The sequence below is a fragment of the Actinoallomurus spadix genome (assembly GCF_024055725.1).
Lineage (GTDB): Bacteria > Actinomycetota > Actinomycetes > Streptosporangiales > Streptosporangiaceae > Actinoallomurus > Actinoallomurus spadix.
Window position 1 is genome coordinate 164,491 of record NZ_JAMXMX010000010.1, and the last position, 21,316, is coordinate 185,806.

General features: G+C 73.4%; 19 protein-coding genes. 12 read left to right on the forward strand and 7 right to left on the reverse strand.

What is annotated here, in order from left to right:
* Positions 1 to 25: 25 nt before the first annotated feature.
* Positions 26 to 1,363, reverse strand: coding sequence for an ABC transporter substrate-binding protein (locus NE235_RS17325; protein ID WP_252804046.1), 1,338 nt, complete (start codon positions 1,361 to 1,363; stop codon positions 26 to 28).
* Positions 1,364 to 1,742: 379 nt separating this feature from the next.
* On the opposite strand from NE235_RS17325, the gene NE235_RS17330 reads away from it, so the two are divergent.
* The 3 genes from NE235_RS17330 (at position 1,743) to NE235_RS17340 (ending at position 5,535) form a co-directional block, all read left to right on the forward strand.
* A complete protein-coding gene (locus NE235_RS17330; protein ID WP_252804048.1) occupies positions 1,743 to 4,136 on the forward strand; it encodes a beta-xylosidase/alpha-l-arabinosidase in 2,394 nt (797 codons plus the stop codon).
* A gap of 98 nt (positions 4,137 to 4,234) precedes the next feature.
* Positions 4,235 to 4,774 carry a SigE family RNA polymerase sigma factor gene (locus NE235_RS17335; RefSeq protein WP_252804050.1) on the forward strand — a complete coding sequence of 180 codons (540 nt, stop codon included), beginning with the start codon at positions 4,235 to 4,237 and terminating at the stop codon, positions 4,772 to 4,774.
* On the forward strand, positions 4,771 to 5,535 hold the full coding sequence (locus tag NE235_RS17340) for a hypothetical protein (protein WP_252804052.1): 765 nt from the start codon (positions 4,771 to 4,773) through the stop codon (positions 5,533 to 5,535). Before NE235_RS17335 ends, NE235_RS17340 begins: the two co-directional genes overlap by 4 nt.
* Positions 5,536 to 5,572: 37 nt before the next feature.
* On the opposite strand, the gene NE235_RS17345 is transcribed toward NE235_RS17340, so the two are convergent.
* Positions 5,573 to 5,986, reverse strand: a complete 414-nt coding sequence (locus NE235_RS17345; RefSeq protein ID WP_252804054.1) for an organic hydroperoxide resistance protein — start codon at positions 5,984 to 5,986, stop codon at positions 5,573 to 5,575.
* Between the two features lie 78 nt (positions 5,987 to 6,064).
* On the opposite strand from NE235_RS17345, the gene NE235_RS17350 reads away from it, so the two are divergent.
* A complete protein-coding gene (locus NE235_RS17350; RefSeq protein WP_252804056.1) occupies positions 6,065 to 6,640 on the forward strand; it encodes a TetR/AcrR family transcriptional regulator in 576 nt (191 codons plus the stop codon).
* Between the two features lie 79 nt (positions 6,641 to 6,719).
* Here the strand turns inward: NE235_RS17350 and NE235_RS17355 are convergent, their stop codons facing one another.
* The gene (locus NE235_RS17355; protein WP_252804058.1) at positions 6,720 to 8,612 is read right to left on the reverse strand and encodes a bifunctional metallophosphatase/5'-nucleotidase; all 1,893 of its coding nucleotides are present in this window, start codon (positions 8,610 to 8,612) and stop codon (positions 6,720 to 6,722) included.
* 148 nt (positions 8,613 to 8,760) lie between these two features.
* Between NE235_RS17355 and NE235_RS17360 the strand changes: the two genes are divergently transcribed.
* Complete coding sequence (locus tag NE235_RS17360) at positions 8,761 to 9,771, forward strand: permease (protein WP_252804059.1); 1,011 nt, start codon at positions 8,761 to 8,763, stop codon at positions 9,769 to 9,771.
* Entirely contained in the window at positions 9,768 to 10,463 is a 696-nt protein-coding gene (locus NE235_RS17365; protein WP_252804061.1) for a TIGR03943 family putative permease subunit, read from the forward strand. The genes NE235_RS17360 and NE235_RS17365 overlap by 4 nt, the downstream gene beginning before the upstream one ends.
* 38 nt (positions 10,464 to 10,501) lie before the next feature.
* Here NE235_RS17365 and NE235_RS17370 read toward each other — a convergent pair whose 3' ends face one another.
* Positions 10,502 to 12,256 carry an acyclic terpene utilization AtuA family protein gene (locus NE235_RS17370; RefSeq protein WP_252804063.1) on the reverse strand — a complete coding sequence of 585 codons (1,755 nt, stop codon included), beginning with the start codon at positions 12,254 to 12,256 and terminating at the stop codon, positions 10,502 to 10,504.
* Positions 12,257 to 12,450: 194 nt separating this feature from the next.
* Here NE235_RS17370 and NE235_RS17375 point away from each other — a divergent pair, with 194 nt between their 5' ends.
* The gene (locus tag NE235_RS17375) at positions 12,451 to 12,858 is read left to right on the forward strand and encodes a DUF2795 domain-containing protein (RefSeq protein ID WP_252804065.1); all 408 of its coding nucleotides are present in this window, start codon (positions 12,451 to 12,453) and stop codon (positions 12,856 to 12,858) included.
* A gap of 33 nt (positions 12,859 to 12,891) precedes the next feature.
* Here NE235_RS17375 and NE235_RS17380 read toward each other — a convergent pair whose 3' ends face one another.
* Positions 12,892 to 13,593, reverse strand: coding sequence for a TetR/AcrR family transcriptional regulator (locus tag NE235_RS17380; RefSeq protein ID WP_308206096.1), 702 nt, complete (start codon positions 13,591 to 13,593; stop codon positions 12,892 to 12,894).
* Between the two features lie 95 nt (positions 13,594 to 13,688).
* Here NE235_RS17380 and NE235_RS17385 point away from each other — a divergent pair, with 95 nt between their 5' ends.
* Complete coding sequence (locus NE235_RS17385; RefSeq protein ID WP_252804067.1) at positions 13,689 to 14,765, forward strand: amidohydrolase family protein; 1,077 nt, start codon at positions 13,689 to 13,691, stop codon at positions 14,763 to 14,765.
* A 69-nt stretch (positions 14,766 to 14,834) separates the two neighbouring features.
* Complete coding sequence (locus NE235_RS17390; protein ID WP_252804070.1) at positions 14,835 to 15,416, forward strand: nuclear transport factor 2 family protein; 582 nt, start codon at positions 14,835 to 14,837, stop codon at positions 15,414 to 15,416.
* Positions 15,417 to 15,655: 239 nt separating this feature from the next.
* On the opposite strand, the gene NE235_RS17395 is transcribed toward NE235_RS17390, so the two are convergent.
* A complete protein-coding gene (locus tag NE235_RS17395) occupies positions 15,656 to 16,369 on the reverse strand; it encodes a YqjF family protein (protein WP_252804072.1) in 714 nt (237 codons plus the stop codon).
* 32 nt (positions 16,370 to 16,401) lie between these two features.
* Positions 16,402 to 16,590: a hypothetical protein gene (locus NE235_RS17400; protein WP_252804073.1), complete on the reverse strand. Its 189-nt coding sequence runs from the start codon at positions 16,588 to 16,590 to the stop codon at positions 16,402 to 16,404.
* 151 nt (positions 16,591 to 16,741) lie between these two features.
* Between NE235_RS17400 and NE235_RS17405 the strand changes: the two genes are divergently transcribed.
* From NE235_RS17405 to NE235_RS17415, 3 genes are read left to right on the forward strand one after another with little or no spacing between them, the layout of a single operon-like run.
* Positions 16,742 to 18,514, forward strand: a complete 1,773-nt coding sequence (locus tag NE235_RS17405) for an HSP90 family protein (RefSeq protein WP_252804075.1) — start codon at positions 16,742 to 16,744, stop codon at positions 18,512 to 18,514.
* Positions 18,511 to 19,095, forward strand: a complete 585-nt coding sequence (locus NE235_RS17410) for a hypothetical protein (RefSeq protein WP_252804077.1) — start codon at positions 18,511 to 18,513, stop codon at positions 19,093 to 19,095. Before NE235_RS17405 ends, NE235_RS17410 begins: the two co-directional genes overlap by 4 nt.
* Positions 19,007 to 21,196: a hypothetical protein gene (locus NE235_RS17415; protein WP_252804079.1), complete on the forward strand. Its 2,190-nt coding sequence runs from the start codon at positions 19,007 to 19,009 to the stop codon at positions 21,194 to 21,196. Before NE235_RS17410 ends, NE235_RS17415 begins: the two co-directional genes overlap by 89 nt.
* The last annotated feature ends 120 nt before the right edge of the window (positions 21,197 to 21,316 follow it).

Sequence of the window (21,316 nt, forward strand, 5' to 3'; positions counted from 1 at the left end):
CCGCCCGCCTCGGTCCGGGCCACCATTACTTCACCGCGCCCAGCGTCTGCACGAACTGCTCGGGCGTCATCTTCTTGAGGAACACCTTCTGCAGGTTGCTGTGCAGCGGGTCGGTGAACACGTGCGGCAGCGCCTGGTCCCAGGACAGCGTGAAGCTCGGCGCCTTCTGCACCATCTGGTAGACGTACTTGGAGAACTCCGGGTTGGGGGAGGCGGACAGCCTCGCCTCCAGGCCGGTGGCGGCCGGCACGTCGCCCGCCTTGATCAGCTTGTCGATGTACATCGGGCTGCCCATCTCCTTCTTGAGGAAGGCGAGGGCGGCGTTGACGTCCTTGCTCTTGCTGCTGATCGAGAAGTAGTTGGTGGGGTTGCCGACGACGCTGTTCGGGTCGCCCTTGCCCCCGCTGATGGTCGGGAAGGGCGCGAACGCCAGGTCGTTCTTGGCGAACTTCACATGCTTGTCGACCTGGTTCGAGTACTCCCACGTCCCCATCAGGTGCATCGCGGCCTTGCCCTTGGCGAACAGCACCCCGGCGCCGTCGTTGACGTAGTTCACCGACGCGAAGTTGGTACCGAACGCCTTGCGGTCGACCAGATCCACGATCCGGTGCAGGGCGTCGAGCACGACAGGATTCGACCAGGCGTTCGGCTTGCCGGCGAGGATGTCCGCGAAGACCGTCGGGCCGCCGAGGCGCTCGACGAGGTACTCCAGCCACATCAGGTCGGGCCAGGCGTCCAGGTGGCCCAGCGCGAACGGCTGGATCTTCTGCGAGTTCCAGTACGTGACGAGGTTGAGCAGGTCGTCGTACGTGGTCGGGGGCTTCTGCCCGTGCTGGGTGAACAGGGTCTTGTTGTAGAAGAGCAGCACGGGCTGCATGCCGCGCATCGGGATGCCGTAGTACTTCCCGTCGGCCGCCTTCCCGGCGTCGAGCACCGAGGGCAGGAAGGAGTTCTTCCAGGCCGTGTCGCTCGTGAGCTGCGGGGTGAGGTCGACGAGCCGGCCGGACTGGGCGTAGTCCTGGATGCTGCCGGTGCCCCAGTTGAAGAACAGGTCCGGCGGGTTCGGTGAGCCCATGCCGATGCGGAGCTTGTCGGGGTAGGTGGAACCGCCGGAGTCGGGGATCGGCACCAGCTTGAGCTTGGTGGCCGACGACTTGTTGAAGTCGTCGAGTGCCGCCTGCTGGATGGGGTTCTGCCCGTCGTCCTGGAGGGCCCAGACCTGGAGGGTCTTCTTTCCGCCTCCGCCGCCACCGGAGGGCCCGGAGCTTCCGCAGGCGCTGAGCAGAGGGGCGGTGAGGCCGGCGATTCCGGCGGCTCCGGCGGCCGAGAGGAAGGTGCGGCGCGAGAGCGGTGAGTCGCCCATCGGTCCTCCTTGGGGGATTGCGGCAGAGACGGGCGTTGCGACGACGTGTCGGCGCGGTTTCGAAAAAGTGTCGGGAAACCAGTTGCTGCCGTACCTTAAGAAAGCGCCCCGCAGCGGTCAACCCTTCGCGTCATTTCTTGATAAATCGGCGATCTAGCGAGCTAGCGAGACCTTGGCGGCTCCGAAACATTGCGATAACGTTCACTTCGGCCGCTCGGCGAGAACGCTCCTCGCCATCGAGCCGCGCGTCCGGCCATCCACGGCGCCACCGCCGGCCGCACCCAGGACGCGTGCCCCGTGGACCTCGATGCGGTGGGAGCGCGAGGCCCACGGGACACGCCCGGCCCACACTCGACCGCCAGACGGGAGCCCACCGAAGATGGCCGAAACGCTTCCTCACCCCACCCGACCGACCGGGTCATGGCGTGACCGCCGCCTGCCGACCGCCGAGCGGGTGGCCGACCTGCTGAGCCGGATGACCGTGGAGGAGAAGGCGGCCCAGCTGGTCGGCTACTGGGCCGTGTCCGCCCGACCCGGCGAGGAGGTGGCGCCGCTCCCCGACGACTTCGGCGAGCCGCCGCCGCTGGGCGACGTCATCAAGGCCGGACTCGGCCAGCTGACCCGGGTCTTCGGCACCGCGCCCGTCCCCCCGGCCGAAGGCGCGGCGCGGCTGCGCGAACTCCAGGCGCGGGTCGCCGCCGGCAACCGGTTCGGCATCCCGGCGATCGCGCACGAAGAGTGCCTCACCGGCTTCATGACCCACACCGCGACCGTCTTCCCCAGCCCCCTGGCGTGGGGCGCGACCTTCGACCCCGAACTGGTCGAGGAGATGGCCGGCGCGATCGCCGACAGCATGCGGCAGGTCGGCGTCCATCAGGGCCTCGCGCCCGTCCTCGACGTCACCCGCGACGCCCGGTGGGGCCGGACCGAGGAGACCATCGGCGAGGACCCGTACCTCGTCGGCCGAATCGGCACGGCGTACGTGCGCGGCCTCGAGAGCCACGGGATCGTCGCCACGCTGAAGCACTTCGCGGCGTACGCCTCGTCCCGGGCCGGCCGGAACATGGCGTCCGCCGCCATCGGCCCCCGCGAGTACGCCGACATCGTCCTCGAACCGTTCCTGCTCGCGCTCCGCGAGGGCGGCGCCCGCTCGGTCATGGCCGCGTACGTCGACGTCGACGGCGTCCCGGCCCACGCCGACGAACGCCTGATGACCCGGCTGCTCCGCGACGAGCTCGGTTTCACCGGCATAGTCGTGGCCGACTACTTCGGCATCTCCTTCCTGGAGGACATGCACGGCGTCGCCGGCTCCCCCGGCGAGTCCGCCGCCCTGGCCCTGCGCGCGGGCGTCGACGTCGAGCTGCCGACGATCCGCTGCTACGGCGCGCCGCTGGTCGAGCTGGTGCGGCGCGGCGCGGTCCCGGAGGAGCACCTGGACCGCTCGGTGTCCCGCGTGCTCACCCTCAAGTGCGAACTGGGCCTGCTCGACGAGGCCCCCACCGGCGCCGCGGTCGACGGGCTGCCCGTGGACGGCGCGGGCGACGGTGTTCCCGTGGACGGCGCGACCGACGGGGTACGGCCCGGCGACCCGATCGACCTGGACCCCCCCGCCCACCGGCGGCTGGCCCGCCGTGTCGCGGAGGAGTCGGTCGTCCTGCTCGCCAACGACGGGACCCTGCCGCTGCGCGCCGGCCGCGTCGCGGTGACCGGCCCGCTCGCCGCCGACGCGCGGGCCATGATGGGCTGCTACGCCTTCCCCAACCACATGACCGCGCGCTTCCCCGACCTGCCGTTCGGCGTGGAGATCCCGCCCCTCGGAGACGCGCTCCGCGCCGAGCTGTCCGGCGCGCAGGTCGAGGTGACGGCCGGCCATGACGTCCTGGTCACCGACGACGCGGACATCGCCGCGGCCGTCGCGGCCGCCCGCCGCGCGGAGGTCTGTGTCCTCACCCTCGGCGACCGGGCGGACCTGTTCGGCCGCGGCACCTCGGGTGAGGGCTGCGACGCCGAGAGCCTCGCCCTGCCGGGCCGGCAGGCCGAGCTCGCCGACGCGGTCCTGGCCACCGGCACGCCCACGGTGATCGTGCTGCTCGCCGGCCGCCCGTACGCCCTCGGTGGCCTGGTCGACCGGGCGGCGGCGATCGTGCAGGCCTTCTTCCCCGGTGAGGAGGGCGGCCCGGCGGTCGCGGGCGTCCTGTCCGGCCGGGTCGAGCCGTCGGGACGGCTGCCGGTCAGCGTGCCGCACGGCCCCGGCGGCCAGCCGGCGACGTACCTGCACTCCCGGACGGGCGGGCCGTCGCGCTGGAGCTCGATCGACCCGACGCCGCTGTTCCCCTTCGGCCACGGGCTGACCTGGACCCGGTTCGCGTACGACGCGCTGGAGGTGGACCCATCGGCCGCCACGGACGGGACCGTCCGCGTCGCCGCCACCGTCCGCAACACGGGCGACCGGCCCGGTACCGAGGTCGTCCAGCTGTACCTCGGCGACCCGGTCTGCTCGGTCGTACGGCCGGTGCGGTGGCTGGCCGGCTGGGCGCGGGTCCGGCTCGAACCCGGTGCCGCCGCCCGGGTGGAGTTCACCGTGCACGCGGACCGGACCTCGTTCACCGACCTCGGCCTGCGGCGCATCGTCGAGCCCGGCCGGATCGACGTCGCGGTCGGCCGGTCCAGCGCCGACCTGCCCCTCCAGGGGGCCTTCACGCTGACCGGCCCGGAGCGTGTGCTCGGACCGGACCGCGTCCTGACCGTGCCCGTCGAGGTGACGCCGTGCTGAGACCCGCGCACCGGTAGAAATCCGATCGGGGCTGCCACTAGTCTCGGCGCGGCTGAGGCCGAACGAGCGGACACAGCCGACGCACCCGGGAGCGCCCTGTGCAGTCCGAGGACGACGCAGCAGAGTTCCACGCCTTCTTCGAGGCGCACCATCGGGAGCTGGCACGTCTCGCCTATCTGCTGACCGGCGACGCGGACGCCGCCGACGACCTCGCCGCCGACGCGTTCCTCGCCGCCTGGGACCGGTGGGACCGCGTCCGCGCGGCGGACCAGCCGCTCGCCTACGTCCGCCGCATCGTGGTGAACCTCGCCGCCACCCGCGTCCGTACTCTTGTCCGGGAACGCACGCGCGCCGGGCTGCTCAGGGCCATGTTCCGGGACCGGACCGAGGATCCGGACGTCCCCGCCGTGGTGGACGTACGGGCGGCGCTGCGGCGCCTGCCGATGCGCAAGCGCGCGTGCGTCGTCCTGCGGTACGCCTTCGACCTGTCGGAGCAGGAGACGGCCCGCGTCCTGGGGATCTCGGTCGGAACCGTGAAGAGCCAGACGTCACGGGGGGTGGCGGAGTTGGAGAAGGCCCTGAGCGCCTGGCGGTCGCCGCCGGCGCACCCGGCGGGCCGGGCCGGGGAGGCGCGGTGAAGGAGCCGCCGCCCTGGCTGCGCCCCGCCCTCCGCGAGGAGGCCGACGCGCACCGGCCTGACAGTGACCGCATGCGGTCCCGGGTGGAGGCCGGGGTCCGCGCGCGGCGGGACCGCCCGGCGCGTGGCCGCTCGCCGGCCGCGGCGGCGCTGGCGGCGGCCGGCGTGGCCGTGGTCGCGGTCGCCGTGGGGGTGGTGACGTGGCGTTCCGGGGGATCGGCGGACCCGGCCGTCCCGGCCGGGCACGCGTCCGCTCCGAGCGACCGGCCGTCCCCGTCCGCGGCCTCCACGTGGGCGAGCGCCGGACCGACGTCCCGCCCCGGCCGTCCCTCCCCGTCGGGCCACGCCGGCGGCTCGTCGGCGGTCCCGCCGCGGTCTCCGGCGGCGTCCCCGGCGGTCACGGCCCGGCTCGACCCGCAGAGCAGCGCCTACTGGGCGCAGGAGGACGTCACCGTGTCCGGGACCCGGCGGCTCACCGCGCTCCGCGTCATCGTGCGCGTGGCGCGCACGCAGGGCGTGCGGTCGGTGGGCTCCTGGTCGTCGCTGCCCGGTGACGCCTTCCAGGTCACGGTCGGCGAGGAGCGGACCGCCTTCGTCTACACGTGGGAACTGCGGCCCGGCCGCTCGGTGCCGCCCGGCCGGTACGTCTTCGCCGCCCAGTACGGCCGTACGCCGGCCGCCCATGACGCCCACGAGGACACCTACACCGTGACGGGCACCGACGCCGCCGGCCACCCGATCACCGACAGCGGCCGGTTCTGACGGCCGGGCGCCGCGGCCGGGCGCCATTCTTGGGTGTCTACTCGATGACGAGCTCCACCGGGATGTTGCCGCGGGTGGCGTTGGAGTAGGGGCAGACCTGGTGGGCGGCCTCGACGAGCTCGCGGCCGGTCTCGGCGGCGACGCCGTCGGGCAGTTCGACGCGCAGGACGGCCTGGAGGGCGAACCCGCCCGAGCCGTTCGACCCGATGCCGACCTCGGCGGTGACGGCGGCGTCGGAGACATCGATCTTCTTCTTGCCGGCGACGAGGTTCAGCGCGCTCGCGAAGCAGGCGGCGTAGCCGGCGGCGAACAGCTGCTCGGGGTTGGTGCCCTCCCCGGTCCCGCCCATCTCGGGCGGCAGGGCCAGAGTGACGTCGAGCTTCTTGTCGGAGGTGACCGCGCGGCCGTCCCGGCCGGAGGCGGTGGCGATCGCGGTGTAGATGGCACTCATTGTCGATCCCCAAACTAGACAGACCTGTCTGTGCGGACAAGACCCAAGGTAGACAGACCTGTCTGGTAAAGTCAACCCGTGACTCCGACCACCACCGCTCCCCGCCGCCAGAGCCCGGCGCGCCGCCGGGTGCTCGACACCGCGTCCGCGCTGTTCTACGCGGAGGGCATCCACACGGTGGGCATCGACCGGATCATCGCCGAGGCCGGCGTGGCGAAGGCGACCTTCTACCACCACTTCCCGTCCAAGGACGACCTGGTCTGCGCCTACCTACGGGAGCAGATCGACCAGCTCCGGCAGCAGGTGGTCCCCCAGGGCGCGACGCCCGAGGAGAAGATCGCCTTCGTCTTCGAGGGCGTCGGCGAGATCACCTGCCGGCCGGGCTTCCGCGGCTGCGCCTTCATCAACGCGGCGGCCGAGTACCCCGACCCCGGCCACCCCGTCCGCCGGGTGGTCGCCGACTTCCGCGGATGGTTCAAGGGCCTGCTGGAGGAGCTGCTCGCCGCGGCGGGACACCCGGACCCGCGGCGTACGGCCGTGATGCTCATGACGCTCCGCGACGGCCTCACCGTCGCCGGCGCGCTCGACGACCCGGCCGAGGCCCGCCCCGCCGTCCACGCCGCCGTCACCCGCCTCATCGGCAGCGGCGATTGATTCCCCCAGCCCCCACCCCCGAACAAGCAGTCGGCCCACCGCGCGGAGTGCGTGGTGGGCCGACGTGCGAGGGCTCGGGTCAGGACAGCGGGGTGATGCGGTCCCGCGCCGGGACGGCGACGCCGGTGTTCCCGGCGGCGGTGAGGTAGTCGACGAACGCGTCGATGTCCTGCGCGCCGCCGAGCGGGTCGGTGCCCTCGTTGAAGACGGTGAACCCGTCGCCGCCGGTGGCGAGGAAGTTGTTCATCGTCACGCGGAGGGTCGTGGCCGGGGTGACGGTCGCGCCGTTCACCGTGATCTCACCGATCTTGCCGGCGCAGGTCGCCGCGGACGGGTTCGACCGGTAGCTCAGCGTCTTGGAGATCTGCAGGATCTTCTGGCTGGTCTGGCCGCCGCAGCCGGTGAACTGCTGCTCCAGCACGCGCCGGAGCATGTCGCCGGTCATCGTCTTGGTCACGAGGCTGTTGCCGAACGGCTGGACGGTGAACGCCTCGCCATAGGTGACCTCGCCGACGGCCTCACCGCCGGCGGAGATGTCGGCGGCCTTGAGGTCCGCGCGGACGCCGCCCGGGTTCATCAGCGCGAGCTGGGCGCCGCCCTTGCCCGCGTCGGCGGTCGCGGCGAGCTGCGCGTCGGCGATCACGTCCCCGAGCGTCGTCTCGCCGACGGAGGTCGCGTCGCGGGTCAGGTCGCCCTGGATCCTGCCGACCACCTTGTTGGCCAGCGGCGCGGACGCGTCGACGTACTGCTTGACGACCTTGGCGACGGCCGGGTCGGCCTTGGACGGGTCCTCCTGGCGGGTGACGCCGGCGCCCGGGGTGTTCAGCGCGTTCTCGACGATCGAGTTGGTCGCGTCCGCCGAGACGAGCGTGCCGGTCCGGTTGTCGACCTTCAGGGTGATGTCGCTGAGGACGCGGCCGAACGACGAGGCGCTGGTGATCAGGCGCGTCACACCGTTCACCGTGATCGTGCAGCGGTACTCCGCGTGCGTGTGACCGGACACGATCACCTTGATGGAGGGGTCGAGCTTCTTGGCGATCGCCTCGATGTCGCTGCCGGCGAGGTTCCCGGCGCAGCCGTTCGGGCTGCTGATCGCACCGGTCTGGAAGCCGCCCTGGTGGATGACGAGGACCGGGATCTTCACGCCCTGCCGGGCGAGCCGCTTGGCCGCGCGGTTCGCGGCGGCGGCCTCGTCGCCGAAGTCGAGGCCGGCGACGCCGGTCGGAGTGACGATCGTGGGCGTGGCCTGCAGCACCTCACCGATGAAGCCGACGGAGATCGGCCGCCCGCCGGTGGAGGGGAACCGCTTGACGCCGTACGCGGGCAGCAGCGTCTTACCGGTGGCCTTGTCCGTGACGTTGGCGGACAGGTACTGGAAGCCGGCGCCCGGGTAGGTGTTCGTCGTCGTCCACCGGCCGTGCCGCTCGACCGGGTACGGCGCGCCCTTGCAGCCGGTGCTCGCGCAGCCGCCGTTCTGGATGCGCAGCAGTTCGGTCTTGCCCTTGTCGAACTCGTGGTTGCCGACCGAGGCGAAGTCGGCGTTCATCAGGTTGGCCATGATGGTGGCCGGTTCCTCGTTGAACAGCCCGTTGACGAGGGGGCTGGCGCCGATGTCGTCACCGGCCATGACGCTGGCCTGGCGGGCGCCGTACCGCTTCTGCCGGTCCTTCACCGCCTTGGCGAGGAAGGCGGCGCCGCCCGCGAACCGGTTGTAGATGGTCAGGCCGGCGGGTTCGAGGTTGCCGTGGAAGTCGTTCCAGGCGAGCAGGTGAACGTCCGTCGTACGGGCGGGGTGGTGCTTGCCCGACCAGTCGACGGCGACCTTGTCGGAGAGCGTACGGGCGCCGGCGATGGTCACCGCGCCGGCCGGCTGTGAACCCGTCACGGCCAGCGGTGCGGCGGCCACCGCGCCCAGCGCGACGGCGATGAGTCCCGCACGGGCCGCACGGGAACGCAGGAACGCAGGGAGCAAGACTTCCTCCGGGAGCCGGGACCACGCCGTCACCGGCGGGGGACGCTGGATACCGGGCGTACCTTGTCATGCGGCGGCGACGGACGGGAAGACGCCGGGTTAATTCGTGTTCATGGCGTGATCCAGACAAAGAGGTAGATTGCCGCCTGTGCCGACCCCCGCCTCCTCGCCGGAGGCTCCTCCCGCCGACGCGGCCGCGTCCGGCCGGCGCCCCCGTGGAGCCGGGCTGCCGCTGGTCACCGCGCTGATCGTCGCCGCGGTGGTGCTGCGGCCGGTGCTGACCGGGCTGCTCGGCCACCCCGCCGTCGCCAACTGGGCCACCGTCTTCGTCGCGATCACGATCCAGGCCCTGCCGTTCCTCGTGCTCGGCGTGGCCGTCAGCGCGTCGATCGCGGCGTTCGTCCCTCCGGGCCTGATCGCCCGGCTGCTGCCGAAACGCCCCGCGCTCGCCGTCCCCGCCGCCGCGGTGGCCGGAGCGGCCCTGCCCGGCTGCGAGTGCGGGTCGGTCCCGGTCGCCGCCCGGCTCGTCTCGATCGGCGTGACCCCGGCGGCGGCGCTGGCCTTCTTGCTGTCGGCGCCCGCCATCAACCCGGTCGTCCTGGTCTCGACGGCGGTCGCGTTCCCCGGACGGCCCGCGATGGTCCTCGCGCGGTTCCTGGCGAGCCTGGCCGCCTCCGTCGTCATGGGCCTGCTGTGGATCGCGCTGGGCCGCGACGACCTGATCAAGCCGAGGCGCCCGCACGACGCCGGGGACGGTCCCCGGCTCGCGGTCTTCCTCTCCACCGCGCAGCACGACTTCCTGCAGGCCGGCGGCTTCCTCGTCATCGGGGCCGGCACCGCCGCCACGCTGCAGACCCTCGTGCCCCGCACCATCGTCGACTCCGTCGCCGGGACCGGCCCGCTCTCCCTGCTCGTCCTCGGCGTCCTGGCCGTCGTCGTGGCGCTCTGCTCGGAGGCGGACGCCTTCGTCGCGGCCGGGCTCAAGCAGTTCTCCCTCACCGCGCGGCTGGCGTTCCTCGTCGTCGGGCCGATGGTGGACGTGAAGCTGTTCGCACTGCAGGCGGGGACGTTCGGCACCCGGTTCGCGTGGCGGTTCTCGCTCGCGACGTTCGCGGTCGCGGTCGCCTGCGCCGGTCTCGTCGGATGGTGGCTGCTGTGACCGAGGACGCCCGCGCGACGACCGTCCTGCTCGTCGGCGCGATGATGGTCCGCCTCGCGCTCACCGGCGCGTACGCCAAGTACGTCCGGACCGGCATGGGCGGCGTGCTGCTGGCCGCCGGGATCCTGCTCGTCGCCCTCGGCCTGGCCGGTGTCGCCCGCGCCCTCGGGTTCGTACGGAGCCGGGGCGACGCCCACGGCCACGGCCACGGCCACGGCGATCGGGCCGGGTGGCTGCTGCTCGGCCCCGTCCTCGCGCTGCTGCTGGTCACGCCGCCCGCGCTCGGCAGTTTCGGCGTCGGCCGCAGCGCCGCCGTCGACGTCAGCTCCGGCGGGCGGACCTTCGACCCGCTCCCCGCCGGGCGTACGGTGCCGATGACGCTGCTGGAGTTCGACGAGCGCGCCGCCGACCACGGCGGCGCGAGCTTCGGCGCGACCCCCGTACGGCTCACCGGCTTCGTCACCCCGGCGAGCGACCGGACGGGCTTCCGCATCGCGCGGTACCAGATCGCCTGTTGCGCCGCCGACGCCGTCGCGGCGGTCGTACGCGTCACCGGCACCACCGGGAACACGCCCGCGCGCGACCAGTGGGTCACCGTGACCGGGACGTTCCAGCGCTCGGCCGACGGCGTCCCCGAACTGCGCGCCACCAGCCTCGGCGAGATCACCGCCCCGCGCGACCCGTACGAGTGACCGTCACCGCCGGCGGCGCGCGGACTCGGTGGCGGTCCTCATCGCAGCAGCCGCTCCGGAAGGGGTACGTGGCGGGCGCGCAGCCACTCGCCGAGCGCCTTGGCCTGGGTGTCGAACCGGCGCGCCTCGGTCGCGCCGCCGTCGAGGAGGCCCCGGACGACGAAGTTGACCGCCCGGAGGTTCGGCAGGACGTACCGGTCGACGGCCAGCTCGCGCGTCTCCGGCAGCAGCTCCTGGAACCGCTCGACGGTCATCGTCGCGGCGAGCCACGGCCACGCCTCCGGGTCGGCGACCCACAGCCCGACGTTCGCGTTGCCGCCCTTGTCGCCGGACCGGGCGTGGACGAGCCGGCCCAGCGGCCCCTCCACGGTCGGCCCCGCCTCGTACGGAGGCAGGGCGACGTCGGTGGCAGGTCCGGCGGCGGGTTCGTCGGTCGCCGGGGGCGGGACGATCTCCTCGCGCCCGTCGGCGTGCATGACCGTGTGCCGCAGGACGTCCTGGGGGACGATCGTCGGCCAGTACACCCCGTACGCGGACCCGCCCGACGGCACCCCCATGCCGTAGATCCCCGGATAGCTCGACAGGGCGAGTTCGACGCAGAGCGCGGAGAAGGCCCGGCCCGCGCTCTTCTGGTCGCCGTCGACGGCGACGTGCAGGAGGCTGGACCCGGCCATCTGGTCCGCCGGGTCGGCCGCGGGCACGCCGATGCGGGTGAAGCGCAGGTCGGTGACGCCGGGAACGCCGTCGAGCCGCGCGCGCACCGCCCGCTCGACCAGTGCGGCCTTCGCGTCGGCGTCCAGCCCGGTCAGCACGAACGTGCAGGAGTTCCGCCAGCCGCCGAGCCCGGTCACGGCCACCTTGGTGGTCGGCGGGGGCGCCTCGCCCCGCGCGCCGGCGATCCGGACGCGGTCGGGCCTCTCCTGCTCGACGCGGACGGTGTCGAGCCGGGCGATCACGTCCGGGTTGAGGTACCCGGGCGCACCGACCTCGTACAGCAGCTGCGCGGTGACCGTGTCCACCGTGACCGCCCCGCCCGTGCCCTCGTGCTTGGTGATCAAACTCGACCCGTCGCGGTCGACCTCGGCGATCGGGAACCCGGGGTGGCGCAGGTCGGGGATGCCGGTGAAGCCGGAGAAGTTACCGCCGGTGGCCTGGGCCCCGCACTCGATCACGTGCCCGGCGACGACGGCCCCCGCGAGCGCGTCGTAATCATCCGGCGACCACCCCCACCACCAGGCGGCGGCCCCCGCCACCAGCGACGCGTCCGCGACCCGGCCGGTGATCACGATGTCGGCCCCGCCGGCGAGGGCGGCCGCGACGCCGAACCCGCCCAGGTACGCGTTGGCGGTCAGCGGCTCGTGCCCCCAGCTCGCGAACGGTTCGCCGGTGTCCAGGTGGGCCAGGCCGTGGCCCTCGGCCGCCAGCCCGGTCAGCCGGGCCGACAGGTCGTCGCCCTCGACGTGCGCGACCGCGAGGCAGACGCCGGCCTCGGCCAGCAGCGCGCGGGTGTCCCGGGCCAGGCCCGCCGGGTCGAGGCCGCCCGCGTTCACGACGACCTTGATCCCGCGTTCGGCGATCTCGGCGGCCACCGGCTCGAGCTGGCGGAGGAACGTCGTGGCGTACCCGCCGGTGGGCTTCTTCAGGCGGTTCTTGGCCAGCACGAGCATCGTGACCTCGGCCAGATAGTCGCCCGTCACGACGTCGACGGGTCCGCCGCGCACCATCTCGGCGAGTGCGGAGAGCCGGTCGCCGTAGAAGCCGGAGCAGTTCGCGATTCGTACCGGCCGATTCATGCCGCTCCCAGGTGACGAGTCCTGCGCCCGGGGACGGGACAGCGTCGCACCCGTCCCAGGAGAGCGAAGTTACCGCACGGTCGCCCCGCCGGTCCCGGCCGGCCCACGGCGGGCAACTCACCGAACGTGAGCCGCATCTTTCGCGTGCGGCGGGTAGGTGGCCTGCGAGACCGATGAGCCGGAAGGAGACGACCATGGGCGATCAGAGCGCCAAGCACGGGCCGCACATCGACGATGAGATGCGGCACGAGACCGAGGGACTGCAGCGTGCGGGCCGTCCGACGCACGCGGAGGAGTGGAAGGAGACCGAACCGGTGGTGGACGACAGGGGCCGCGACGCGACGTCCGCGAATCTCGCGGGCCGCGAGGGAACGCCGGCCGGCATGAGCCCGGACGACGTCGAGCGGCGCAGCGACATGGCGCGCTACCTCGCGGGCTTCCACGAGCCCATGCGCCCGGCCGCACTGGCCGACCGCGCGGCGGGCAACGGCGCCCCGGACGACGTCGTCAGGGACCTGCGGAAACTGCCGGACCAGGAGTACACGCGCGTCGCCGAGGTCTCCGAGGCGCTGGGCCTGGGCAACGAGACCCGGCGAGCCTGACGACGCGACGGCGAGGCGCGCGGCGACCATTGATCAGGTCGCCCGCGCTCCGTCTCCGGCATCTGCGGGAGCGTCGCTGCGACCGGTGTCAGGCCGGGGCGCGGTCAGTGGCATCAGCACTTCGTCCACGATCGACTGCACGTCCGCCCGGCCGACGGTTCCCTTCTCCAGGAACTCGGCCATGATCAGGCGAGGACCCACGGACGCCACGCGCGGGGTGACGCACTGGGGGGCCGCCTCACCGCGGTCGGCGGCCGCCTGCAGAACGGCCAGCAGGATTCGCTGGTTCGGGAGGATGACCAGGCGGCGGACCTCCTCGAAGACCTCGGGATGGCGGGCTCGCTGGGTCAGCAGGGGTCGCAGTGCGCGGCCTCGCGGCTCGTCCAGGACGCCGGCGAAGCGGCCGAGGAGCGCGATCAGGTCCCCGCGCAGGGAGCCGGTGTCGGGGGCGACGGGGTCGCCGAAGCCGGTGGACGGGTCGGTCAGGGCGGCGATGACCAGCTCCTCGGGAGTGGCCCAGCGGCGGTAGAGGGCGGACTTCCCGGTGCCGGCGAGGGGCGCGATCTTGTCGAAGGAGAGCTCCTCGAAGCTGGTGCGCGCCAGTTCATTCAGAGTGGCCTGGTAGATGGCGCGGGTCAGTGCCTCGCCGCGGCGCCGGGTGGCGCGGGGAGTGGCGGGCCCGGGCGGCTGGGCCGCCGCGGTGGGGGCATCGGGAGCGTGGGAGGTGGTGGCCACCTGTTCGGTTATAGCCGCCGGATGAGCGTCCGTCGACCAAGGGGTGGATGTATAGTCACGATAGTGAACAGACTTGTCCCTTATTTGGGTCTCCTATGACCGCGCCCACCAGGACCGCCCTGACCAATGTCCGGGTGTTCGACGGCCACCGGCTCACCGACCCGCGCACCGTCGTCATCGATGGCACGGTGATCGGCGCCGACCCCACCGGCGCCCGGGAGATCGATGCCTCTGACGCGGTGCTCCTACCCGGCCTGATCGACGCCCACGTCCACCTGCACAGTCCCCAGACGCTGGACACGCTGGCCTCCTGGGGCGTCACCACCGGACTGGACATGGCGTGCTGGCCGCACGAGCGGGTCATGTCCCTGCGCGAGGTCACCGGTTCCGCCGACTTCCGCACGGCGGGCCTGCCGGCGATCGGTCCCGCCGGCAACCACGCCCGCATGCCGGGCATGCCGGCCGAGGCGATCATTCTCACTCCCGAAGACGCCCGCAGGCACGTCGCGGCCCGTGCCGCCGAGGGCGTCGACTACATCAAGGGGGTCGCCGAGGCTCCCGGCGACGGCGGACCCACCTCCGAGGCGCTCCGCGCCTTGGTCGCCGCCGCCCGTGCGCACGGTCTGAAGACCGTCATCCACGCGGTCACCGTCGGCGCCTACACCGTCGCCGTCGACTCGGGCGCGGATTTCATCACCCACACCCCGCTGATCGGCACCATCCGGCCCGAAGACATCGTCATGATGCAGGCCGGCAACCAGGTCGCCATTCCCACGATCACGATGATGGAGGGCATCCTGGCGGGCAAGGCGCCTATCGCCGGCCTGCTCACCAGCGTCGCCGACCTGCACCGGGCGGGAATCGAGATCCTGGCCGGCACGGACGCCAACACCCAGCCCGGCTCGCCGCACTCCGTCCCGCACGGCGAAAGCCTCCACCACGAACTCGAACTCATGGCCCGCGCCGGGATCGGCCCCGTGGACGTCCTGCGCTCGGCGACCGTCCTGCCGGCCCGCGCCTTCGGCCTGACCGACCGCGGCGCCGTCGAACCGGGCCTGCGCGCCGATCTCGTCCTCGTCGACGGCGACCCGACCACCGACATCACCGCCACCCGCAAGATCCGCGCCGTCTGGTGCGCCGGCCACCCGATCACCCCTGCCACCGGCGCCTGACCACCGGCCGCACCGCCATGGACAGGACCGGCCGCACCGCGCCGACGACCCGCACACCGAAGGGAACACATGGGCAGCGACATCACCGAGATCACCCAACTCGTGCTCCACGAGCGGCAGGGCCGTGACCGCGGCTGGTGGGACCAGATGCGGTCCTGCTACGCCGACGAAGCGACCGTTCGCCTGAGCTGGTTCCGCGGCAGCGGCGCCGACTTCGTCGCCGAGTCCGAGAAGATGGCCAGCCGCGGTGACACCACCGTCCACCGGCTCAGCCCTCCCGTCGTCCACCACCACGGTGACCGCGCCCTGGTCGAACTGCCCGCCCTCATCGAGATGCGCACCGACCTCGACGACATCGAGGTCGACCTCGCCTCCGCCGCCCGTCTCTACTACCGCGTCGAACGCCGCGACCGCTGGCTGGTGGTCCGTATCGACCCGGTCTACGAACGTGACACTCTCACCGCCGCCCACCCCGGCGTCCAGTTGCCCGTCGGCCCGGAGGAGGTCGCGGGCTACCGGCCTTCCTACCGCTTCCTGTCCTACGTGCTGTCCCGTCGCGGTTACACCATCGGCGACGACCTCTATGGAGACGACCGCCCCCAGCAGGCCACCCGCTTCTACGACGACGCCCGTGCGTGGCTCAACGGCTGACACTCCTCGATCCGGCGCGTCCTCCTATCGAGGCCGGGCCCGCATCGGCGCCGGCCGATGGGGAATGACGGAGTCACAGGGGGTGGCGAGCCGAGCCGCAGGTGAGAGCGGGTCTCACGGGTCAGCGGACACGGACCGACTGGCCGATCGGGTTTCACAGCAGAGAGCGGCTGGACCCACCCGCCGCTCACCGCCTCCGCCGAGAAGAAGCGGCCGGCCCCACGCCCACCCCCGGCCGCTCACCGCCGCGTGTGCTTGGGCAGGCCGCTGCGGGCGTGGGCATGGGGGGCGTACAGCACGCTGGTCGGCGGGCCGCCGGGGGCCGGCACTCCGGCCGCCGCGAGCAGGCCCTCGTCCCTCAGGTCGAGGAGTTCCGCCGAGTGCAGCGGCCAGGGTTCGTGGACGAAGGGGAGGTACAGCGGCGCGCCGTACCACGGGGTGTGCAGGCCCCAGCGGGCGGTCACGAAGTCGTCCGCCGGTGTGGCCTCGCGAGGTGCCCCGATCCGTACGGTGAACCGGATGCCCACGCCGGCCGGTCCCGGCAGCCGCCGGCGGGTGGCGTGGGCGACGGTGTCGCCCACGTGCCGGCGACCGACGTGCGACCACGTGTACGGCAGGCGCAGCGCCGTGCGCGCGCCGACGACGAACGGCAGGCGTTCGGCCTCCATGGCCAGGAACACGGTGCCGCGGCGGCCATCGTCGTCGACCGTGTAGATCCGTACGTTCAGTTCGTTGAAGTCCCCGCGGTAGGGCACTCCGCCGATGCGGACCTTCGTCATCCGCAGGCCCACCACGCCGAGCCAGGTGACCCCGTCCCGGACGTCGAGTCTGGTGCCGGGCGGGGCCAGGTGTGCCAGCTCGGCCGGATCGTAGGGCCAGTGCAGGAAGACGACGTCCCGCCAGACCTGGGTCGTGGTCGGCAGCCGGATGCCGTCGCGCGGGGCCCTCGTCACGGGTTCGGGCGGCCGCCTGCGGCCCTCCGGGCTCACTCGAAGTCGTCGGGGTTGAGGTCCTCCGGCCGGGACATGCCACCCGGCGGCCGGTATCCCTCGTCCCCGGGGGCCTCCCCGGCCGGGCCGTGTCCGGCTTCTTCCTCCGTCGGTGTGACCGGTGTTCCGGTGGCCTCTTCAGCGGCGCCTCGCTCGGCGCCCTCCTGGCCGCTCTGCTCAGTCATTCTCGGCCTCCTCCCTGGTCAGGGCTCCCCTACCCGCCGCCGGAAGCCCGCACACGGCCGATACTCCTCATCTCACGATATTGGAAAGCGTGTCCGGTAGGCCGCCGTTAGGGTGATCGGCAGCAATGCCGACCGAGGAGAGGCCACCGGGGTGGACCAGGCGTTCCAAGTCGATCTACGCGGGGTCGTCGACCTGCTGAGCAGGCACCTGTACTCCAGTCCCCGCGTGTACCTGCGGGAGCTGCTGCAGAACGGGGTCGACGCGATCACCGCGCGCGGTGACGGGCCGGGGCGGATCCGGGTCGAGACCGGGGCCGAGCTCCGCGTGCACGATGACGGGATCGGCCTGACCGAGGCGGAGGTCCACGAGCTGCTGGCGACCATCGGCCGGTCGTCCAAGCGCGACGAGCTCGGCCTGGCCCGGCACGACTTCCTCGGTCAGTTCGGCATCGGCCTGCTGTCGGCGTTCCTGGTCGCGGACGAGATCACCGTGGTCACGCGGTCCGCCCGCGGCGGCGACGCCGTACGGTGGACCGGCTTCGCCGACGGCCGCTACCGCGTCGAACCCGGCACGCGCGAGGAGCCGGGGACCACCGTGAGCCTGCGGCCCCGGCACGGCGCGAGCGACTGGCTCACCCCCGCGACCGTCACCGAGCTCGCCGCGACGTACGGCGAGCTGCTGCCCGTCGAGCTGACGGTCGACGGGCGGCGGATCACCGCGGGCGGTCCGCCGTGGCGGGCGGCGTACCCCGATCCGGGCCGCCGCCGCGCGACGCTGGAGGAGTACTCCCGGCGGCTGTTCGGGTTCACGCCGTTCGACGTCATCGACCTGGAGGTTCCCGAGGCGGGGCTGACCGGGGTGGCGTTCGTCCTCCCGCAGCCGGTGACCCCGTCCGCGCGGGGCGCGCACCGCGTGTACCTGAAGCGGATGCTGCTGGCCGAGGGCGTGGAGGGGCTGCTGCCCGACTGGGCGTTCTTCGTCCGCTGCGTGGTGGACGCCGGGGAGCTGCGCCCGACGGCGGGGCGCGAGGCACTGTACGAGGACGAGCTGCTCGACGCCACCCGCGAGGCACTGGGCCGGCAGGTACGGCAGTGGCTGGTGCGGCTGTCGGAGACCGACCCGGCGAAGCTGCGCGCCTTCCTGCGCCTGCACCACCTCGGCGTCAAGGCGATGGCGCTGAACGACGACGACATGCTGCGGATCGTCGACCGATGGCTGGAGTTCGAGACGTCCGACGGCCCGATGACCCTGGCGGAGTTCCGCACCCGGCACCGGGACGGGCGCTACACCGCGGACGTCGACGAGTTCCGGCGCCTGGCGGCCGTCTCCGGCGCGCAGGGCGTCGCGCTGGTCAACGGCGGTTACGTGTACGACGCCGGCATCATCGAGCGGCTCCCGGCCATCGACCCCGACGCGGTGCTGCGGCCGCTGGACGCCTCCGAGCTGACCTCTCACTTCGGCGTGCTGGACCCGGAGACCGAGCTGGCGCTGCGGCCCTTCCTGAGCGTCGCGCAGCGGGCCGTCGACCCGCTCGGCTGCGAGGTCGTCGTCCGTGACTTCGACCCGGCGTCGCTGCCCGCGCTGTACCTGACGAGCCGGGCCGCCCGGCACCAGGCCGAGCTGCGCGAGACGCGGGAGTCCGCCGACGCGCTGTGGTCGGACGTGCTCGGCGCGCTGGAGGGCATGGCGGCCGTGAGCGACCGCCCGCAGCTCGTCCTCAACCACCGCAACCCGCTCGCCCGGCGCATCGCGGCGCTGAAGGAGACCGGGCTGATCGAGCTCGCGGTGCAGGCCCTGTACGGCCAGGCGCTCCTGCTCGGCCACCACCCCCTGCGGGCCGCCGACACCGCCGTGCTCAACCGATCCTTCCTCGGCCTGCTCGACTGGGCCGTCCACGACCCCGCCCCGGAGGACGACGAATGAGCGTGGAACAGGTGTACGACCTGATGGGCCGCGCGGGCGAACTGCCGTACGGCCAGGCTCGTACGATCATGGTCGAGGAGGCACTGCGCCTGGCCGAGGCCGACGCCGACGAGCGCCTCGCCTACCGCGTCCGCCACTCCCTGCGGCAGGAGTACGAGCAGAGCGGCGAGCGCGCCAAGGCGTTCGCGACGTTCGCGCGCTGCCTGAGCGACTACGACCGGAACCCCGAGCTCGGTGAGGAGTACCTCCTGTTCTGGGGTTTCAAGGGGACCGTCACCGGGCTGACGCGGTTCCCCGAGATCCCGCTCGACCGCACGCTGGCGGTCCTGGACGACATGGAGCGCCGCTACCGGCTCGCCGGTGAGGGTCTGCAGCCGGTGTACATGTGCCGGACGGTCGTCACCCGGCACGTCCACGGCGCGGAGGCGGCCGATGAGTGGTACACCCGGTGGCACGCCGCCCCGCGGACCCACCTGTCGGACTGTGTGGGCTGTGACCCGAGCCACAAGGTCGTGTACCTGGCCGCGCGCGGCCGGGACGAGGACGCGATCGCCCCTCGCCGAGCCGCTGCTGCGCGGTGAGTTCACCTGCTCCGAACAGCCCCAGACGATCCTCACCGAGCTCCTGCCGATCTATCTCCGTACGGGCCGCCTCGACGCCGCCGTCGACGCGCACCGGCGCGCCTACCGGGCCGTGCGGGACCAGCTGGCCGAACTGTGGGCCGTCGCCGTGCACCTGGAGTTCTGCGCCCGGACCGGGAACGAGGCGCGCGGCCTGGAGCTGCTGGAACGCCACCTCGGCTGGCTCGACCGTGCCCCGACGCCGTACGACGGCATGCGGTTCGCCGCGGCGGGCGCGCTCCTGCTGCGGCGGCTCGCCGAGATCGGTCACGGTGACGTCACCGTACGGCGGCCCGCGCACGGGGACCGGCCCGCCGCCGACGTGCCGGCCGCCGGCCTGCGCGCGGACCTCACCCGGCACGCCCTGGACCTCGCCGCCCGGTTCGATGCCCGCAACGGCACGCCGGAACAGGGCCGGCTCGTCCGGGAACTCCTCGACGCCGAGCCGCTCGTCGACCACCTGCCGCTGACCCCGTACGCGCGCCGCGCCCCGGCGCCGTCCCCGGCACCGGCTCCCCAGGAGGATCTCGAGGGCGTCGAGGACGTCGACCGGCTGTTCGACCTCGCCGAGGAGCACTGGAGGCGGCGCGAGTTCCCCGCGGCGCTGGCCGCCTGGCGGCGCGTCGACGCGGTCGCGGGCGAGCTCTCCGCCGTGCAGCGGGGACGGCGCGCCGACGGGGAGGGCCTCGAACGCCTCCTCACCGGAGATTCGGAGGGCGCGATCGAGCTGTGGCGGCGGTCCGCCGAGCTGTACGCGCAGGGCGGCGACGAGGAGAGCGCCCGGTCGGCGACCAGCCGGTACGCCGCGGTGCTCTGCGAGACCGGGCAGGCCGAGACCGGACTGCCGCTGCTCGAGTCGGCCTTCGCCTGGCTCGCCGCCCACGACGCGGAACCCGGGCGTGTGGTCGCGGCCCGGGGACGGCTGGCCGCCGCGTACGGCGAGGCGGGCCGTACCGACGAGGCGCTCGCCCTGCTCGACGGCGCGCCCGCGCCCACGGAGCCCGGCGATCTCGCCGACCAGGAGATGATCCGCGCCCGGATCCTGGGGGCGGCGGGCCGTGAGGCGGAGCTCACGCCGGTGCTCCGGCGGGCGGTCGAGGGTTTCCGCGCGAGCGGTCAGCGCGTGGTCCTGGCCGAGGCCGCCTTCCTGCTCGGCCGGCGGCTGGCCGCGAGCGAGGCGGAGGACGAGGCCGCCGAGGCGGACGCGCTGCTCACCGAGGCCATCACGAACGCCCCCGCCGACATGGCCGGGCTCCGCGCCGCCGCGTACGCCGTCCGGGGCGGACACCTCCTGGCCCGCGGCGACGCCGGCCGGGCCGCCGAGGACCTGATCGAGGCCGTCGCGGGGCTCACCGCCGAGGGCTCCCACCACCAGGCCGCGTACGCGCGCCAGGACCTGTGCGTCGCCTACCTGGAGACCGGCCGGTACCTCGAAGCGGCCGAAACCGCCGAGGAGGCGCTGCCGCTGTTCGAGGCGCACGGCGACACCGACGCCGCGCGCCGCACCCGGTACCTGCTCGGCAACGCCCAGCGCGACCTCGGCGAGGTCGACGCCGCCGCGGAGACGTTCACCCGCCTCGCCGAAGACGAACGCGCCGATCAGCCGGCCGTCGCCGCGCGCCTTCTCGCCGAAGCGGGCGACCTGCTGAGCCGGCTCGACAAGGACGCGACCGCCGCCGAACGCTTCGCCGCGGCCGCCGAGGCGTCGACCGCGGCCGGCGACCCGTACGGCACCGTTCAGTCGCTGCGCCGCCAGGCGCTGTGCGTGATGTGGAGCGGCAGCGCCGAGGACGGCCTGGCCGTCATGGGATCCGCGCGGGCCGCGCTCGCGCACCTGCCCGCCGACGAACCCGCCGCCCTGACCTGGGAGACGGCCCTCACCGACTTCGACGAGGCGCGGATCCTCGGGGCCCTGGAGCGGTTCGACGCGGCGATCGCCTCGGTCGACCGGGCGACCGCCGCGTTCACCGCGCTCGACCAGAAGGACCCCGCCGAGGCCGCGGCCCGGCTGCGCGCCGACCTCCTCGCCGCGCGGCCGGGTCCCGGTGACGCGAGTACCTGAAGGAGTGCCTGCTAGGGCCTGTCTCGAAGTCCCCGGCTAGCGAGCGGTGTCCAGATGGTGCGTCGCAAGGCGGAGGAGGGAGGCAGCCTGGTTTTGGCTGCCGACCGACGACAACGCGGC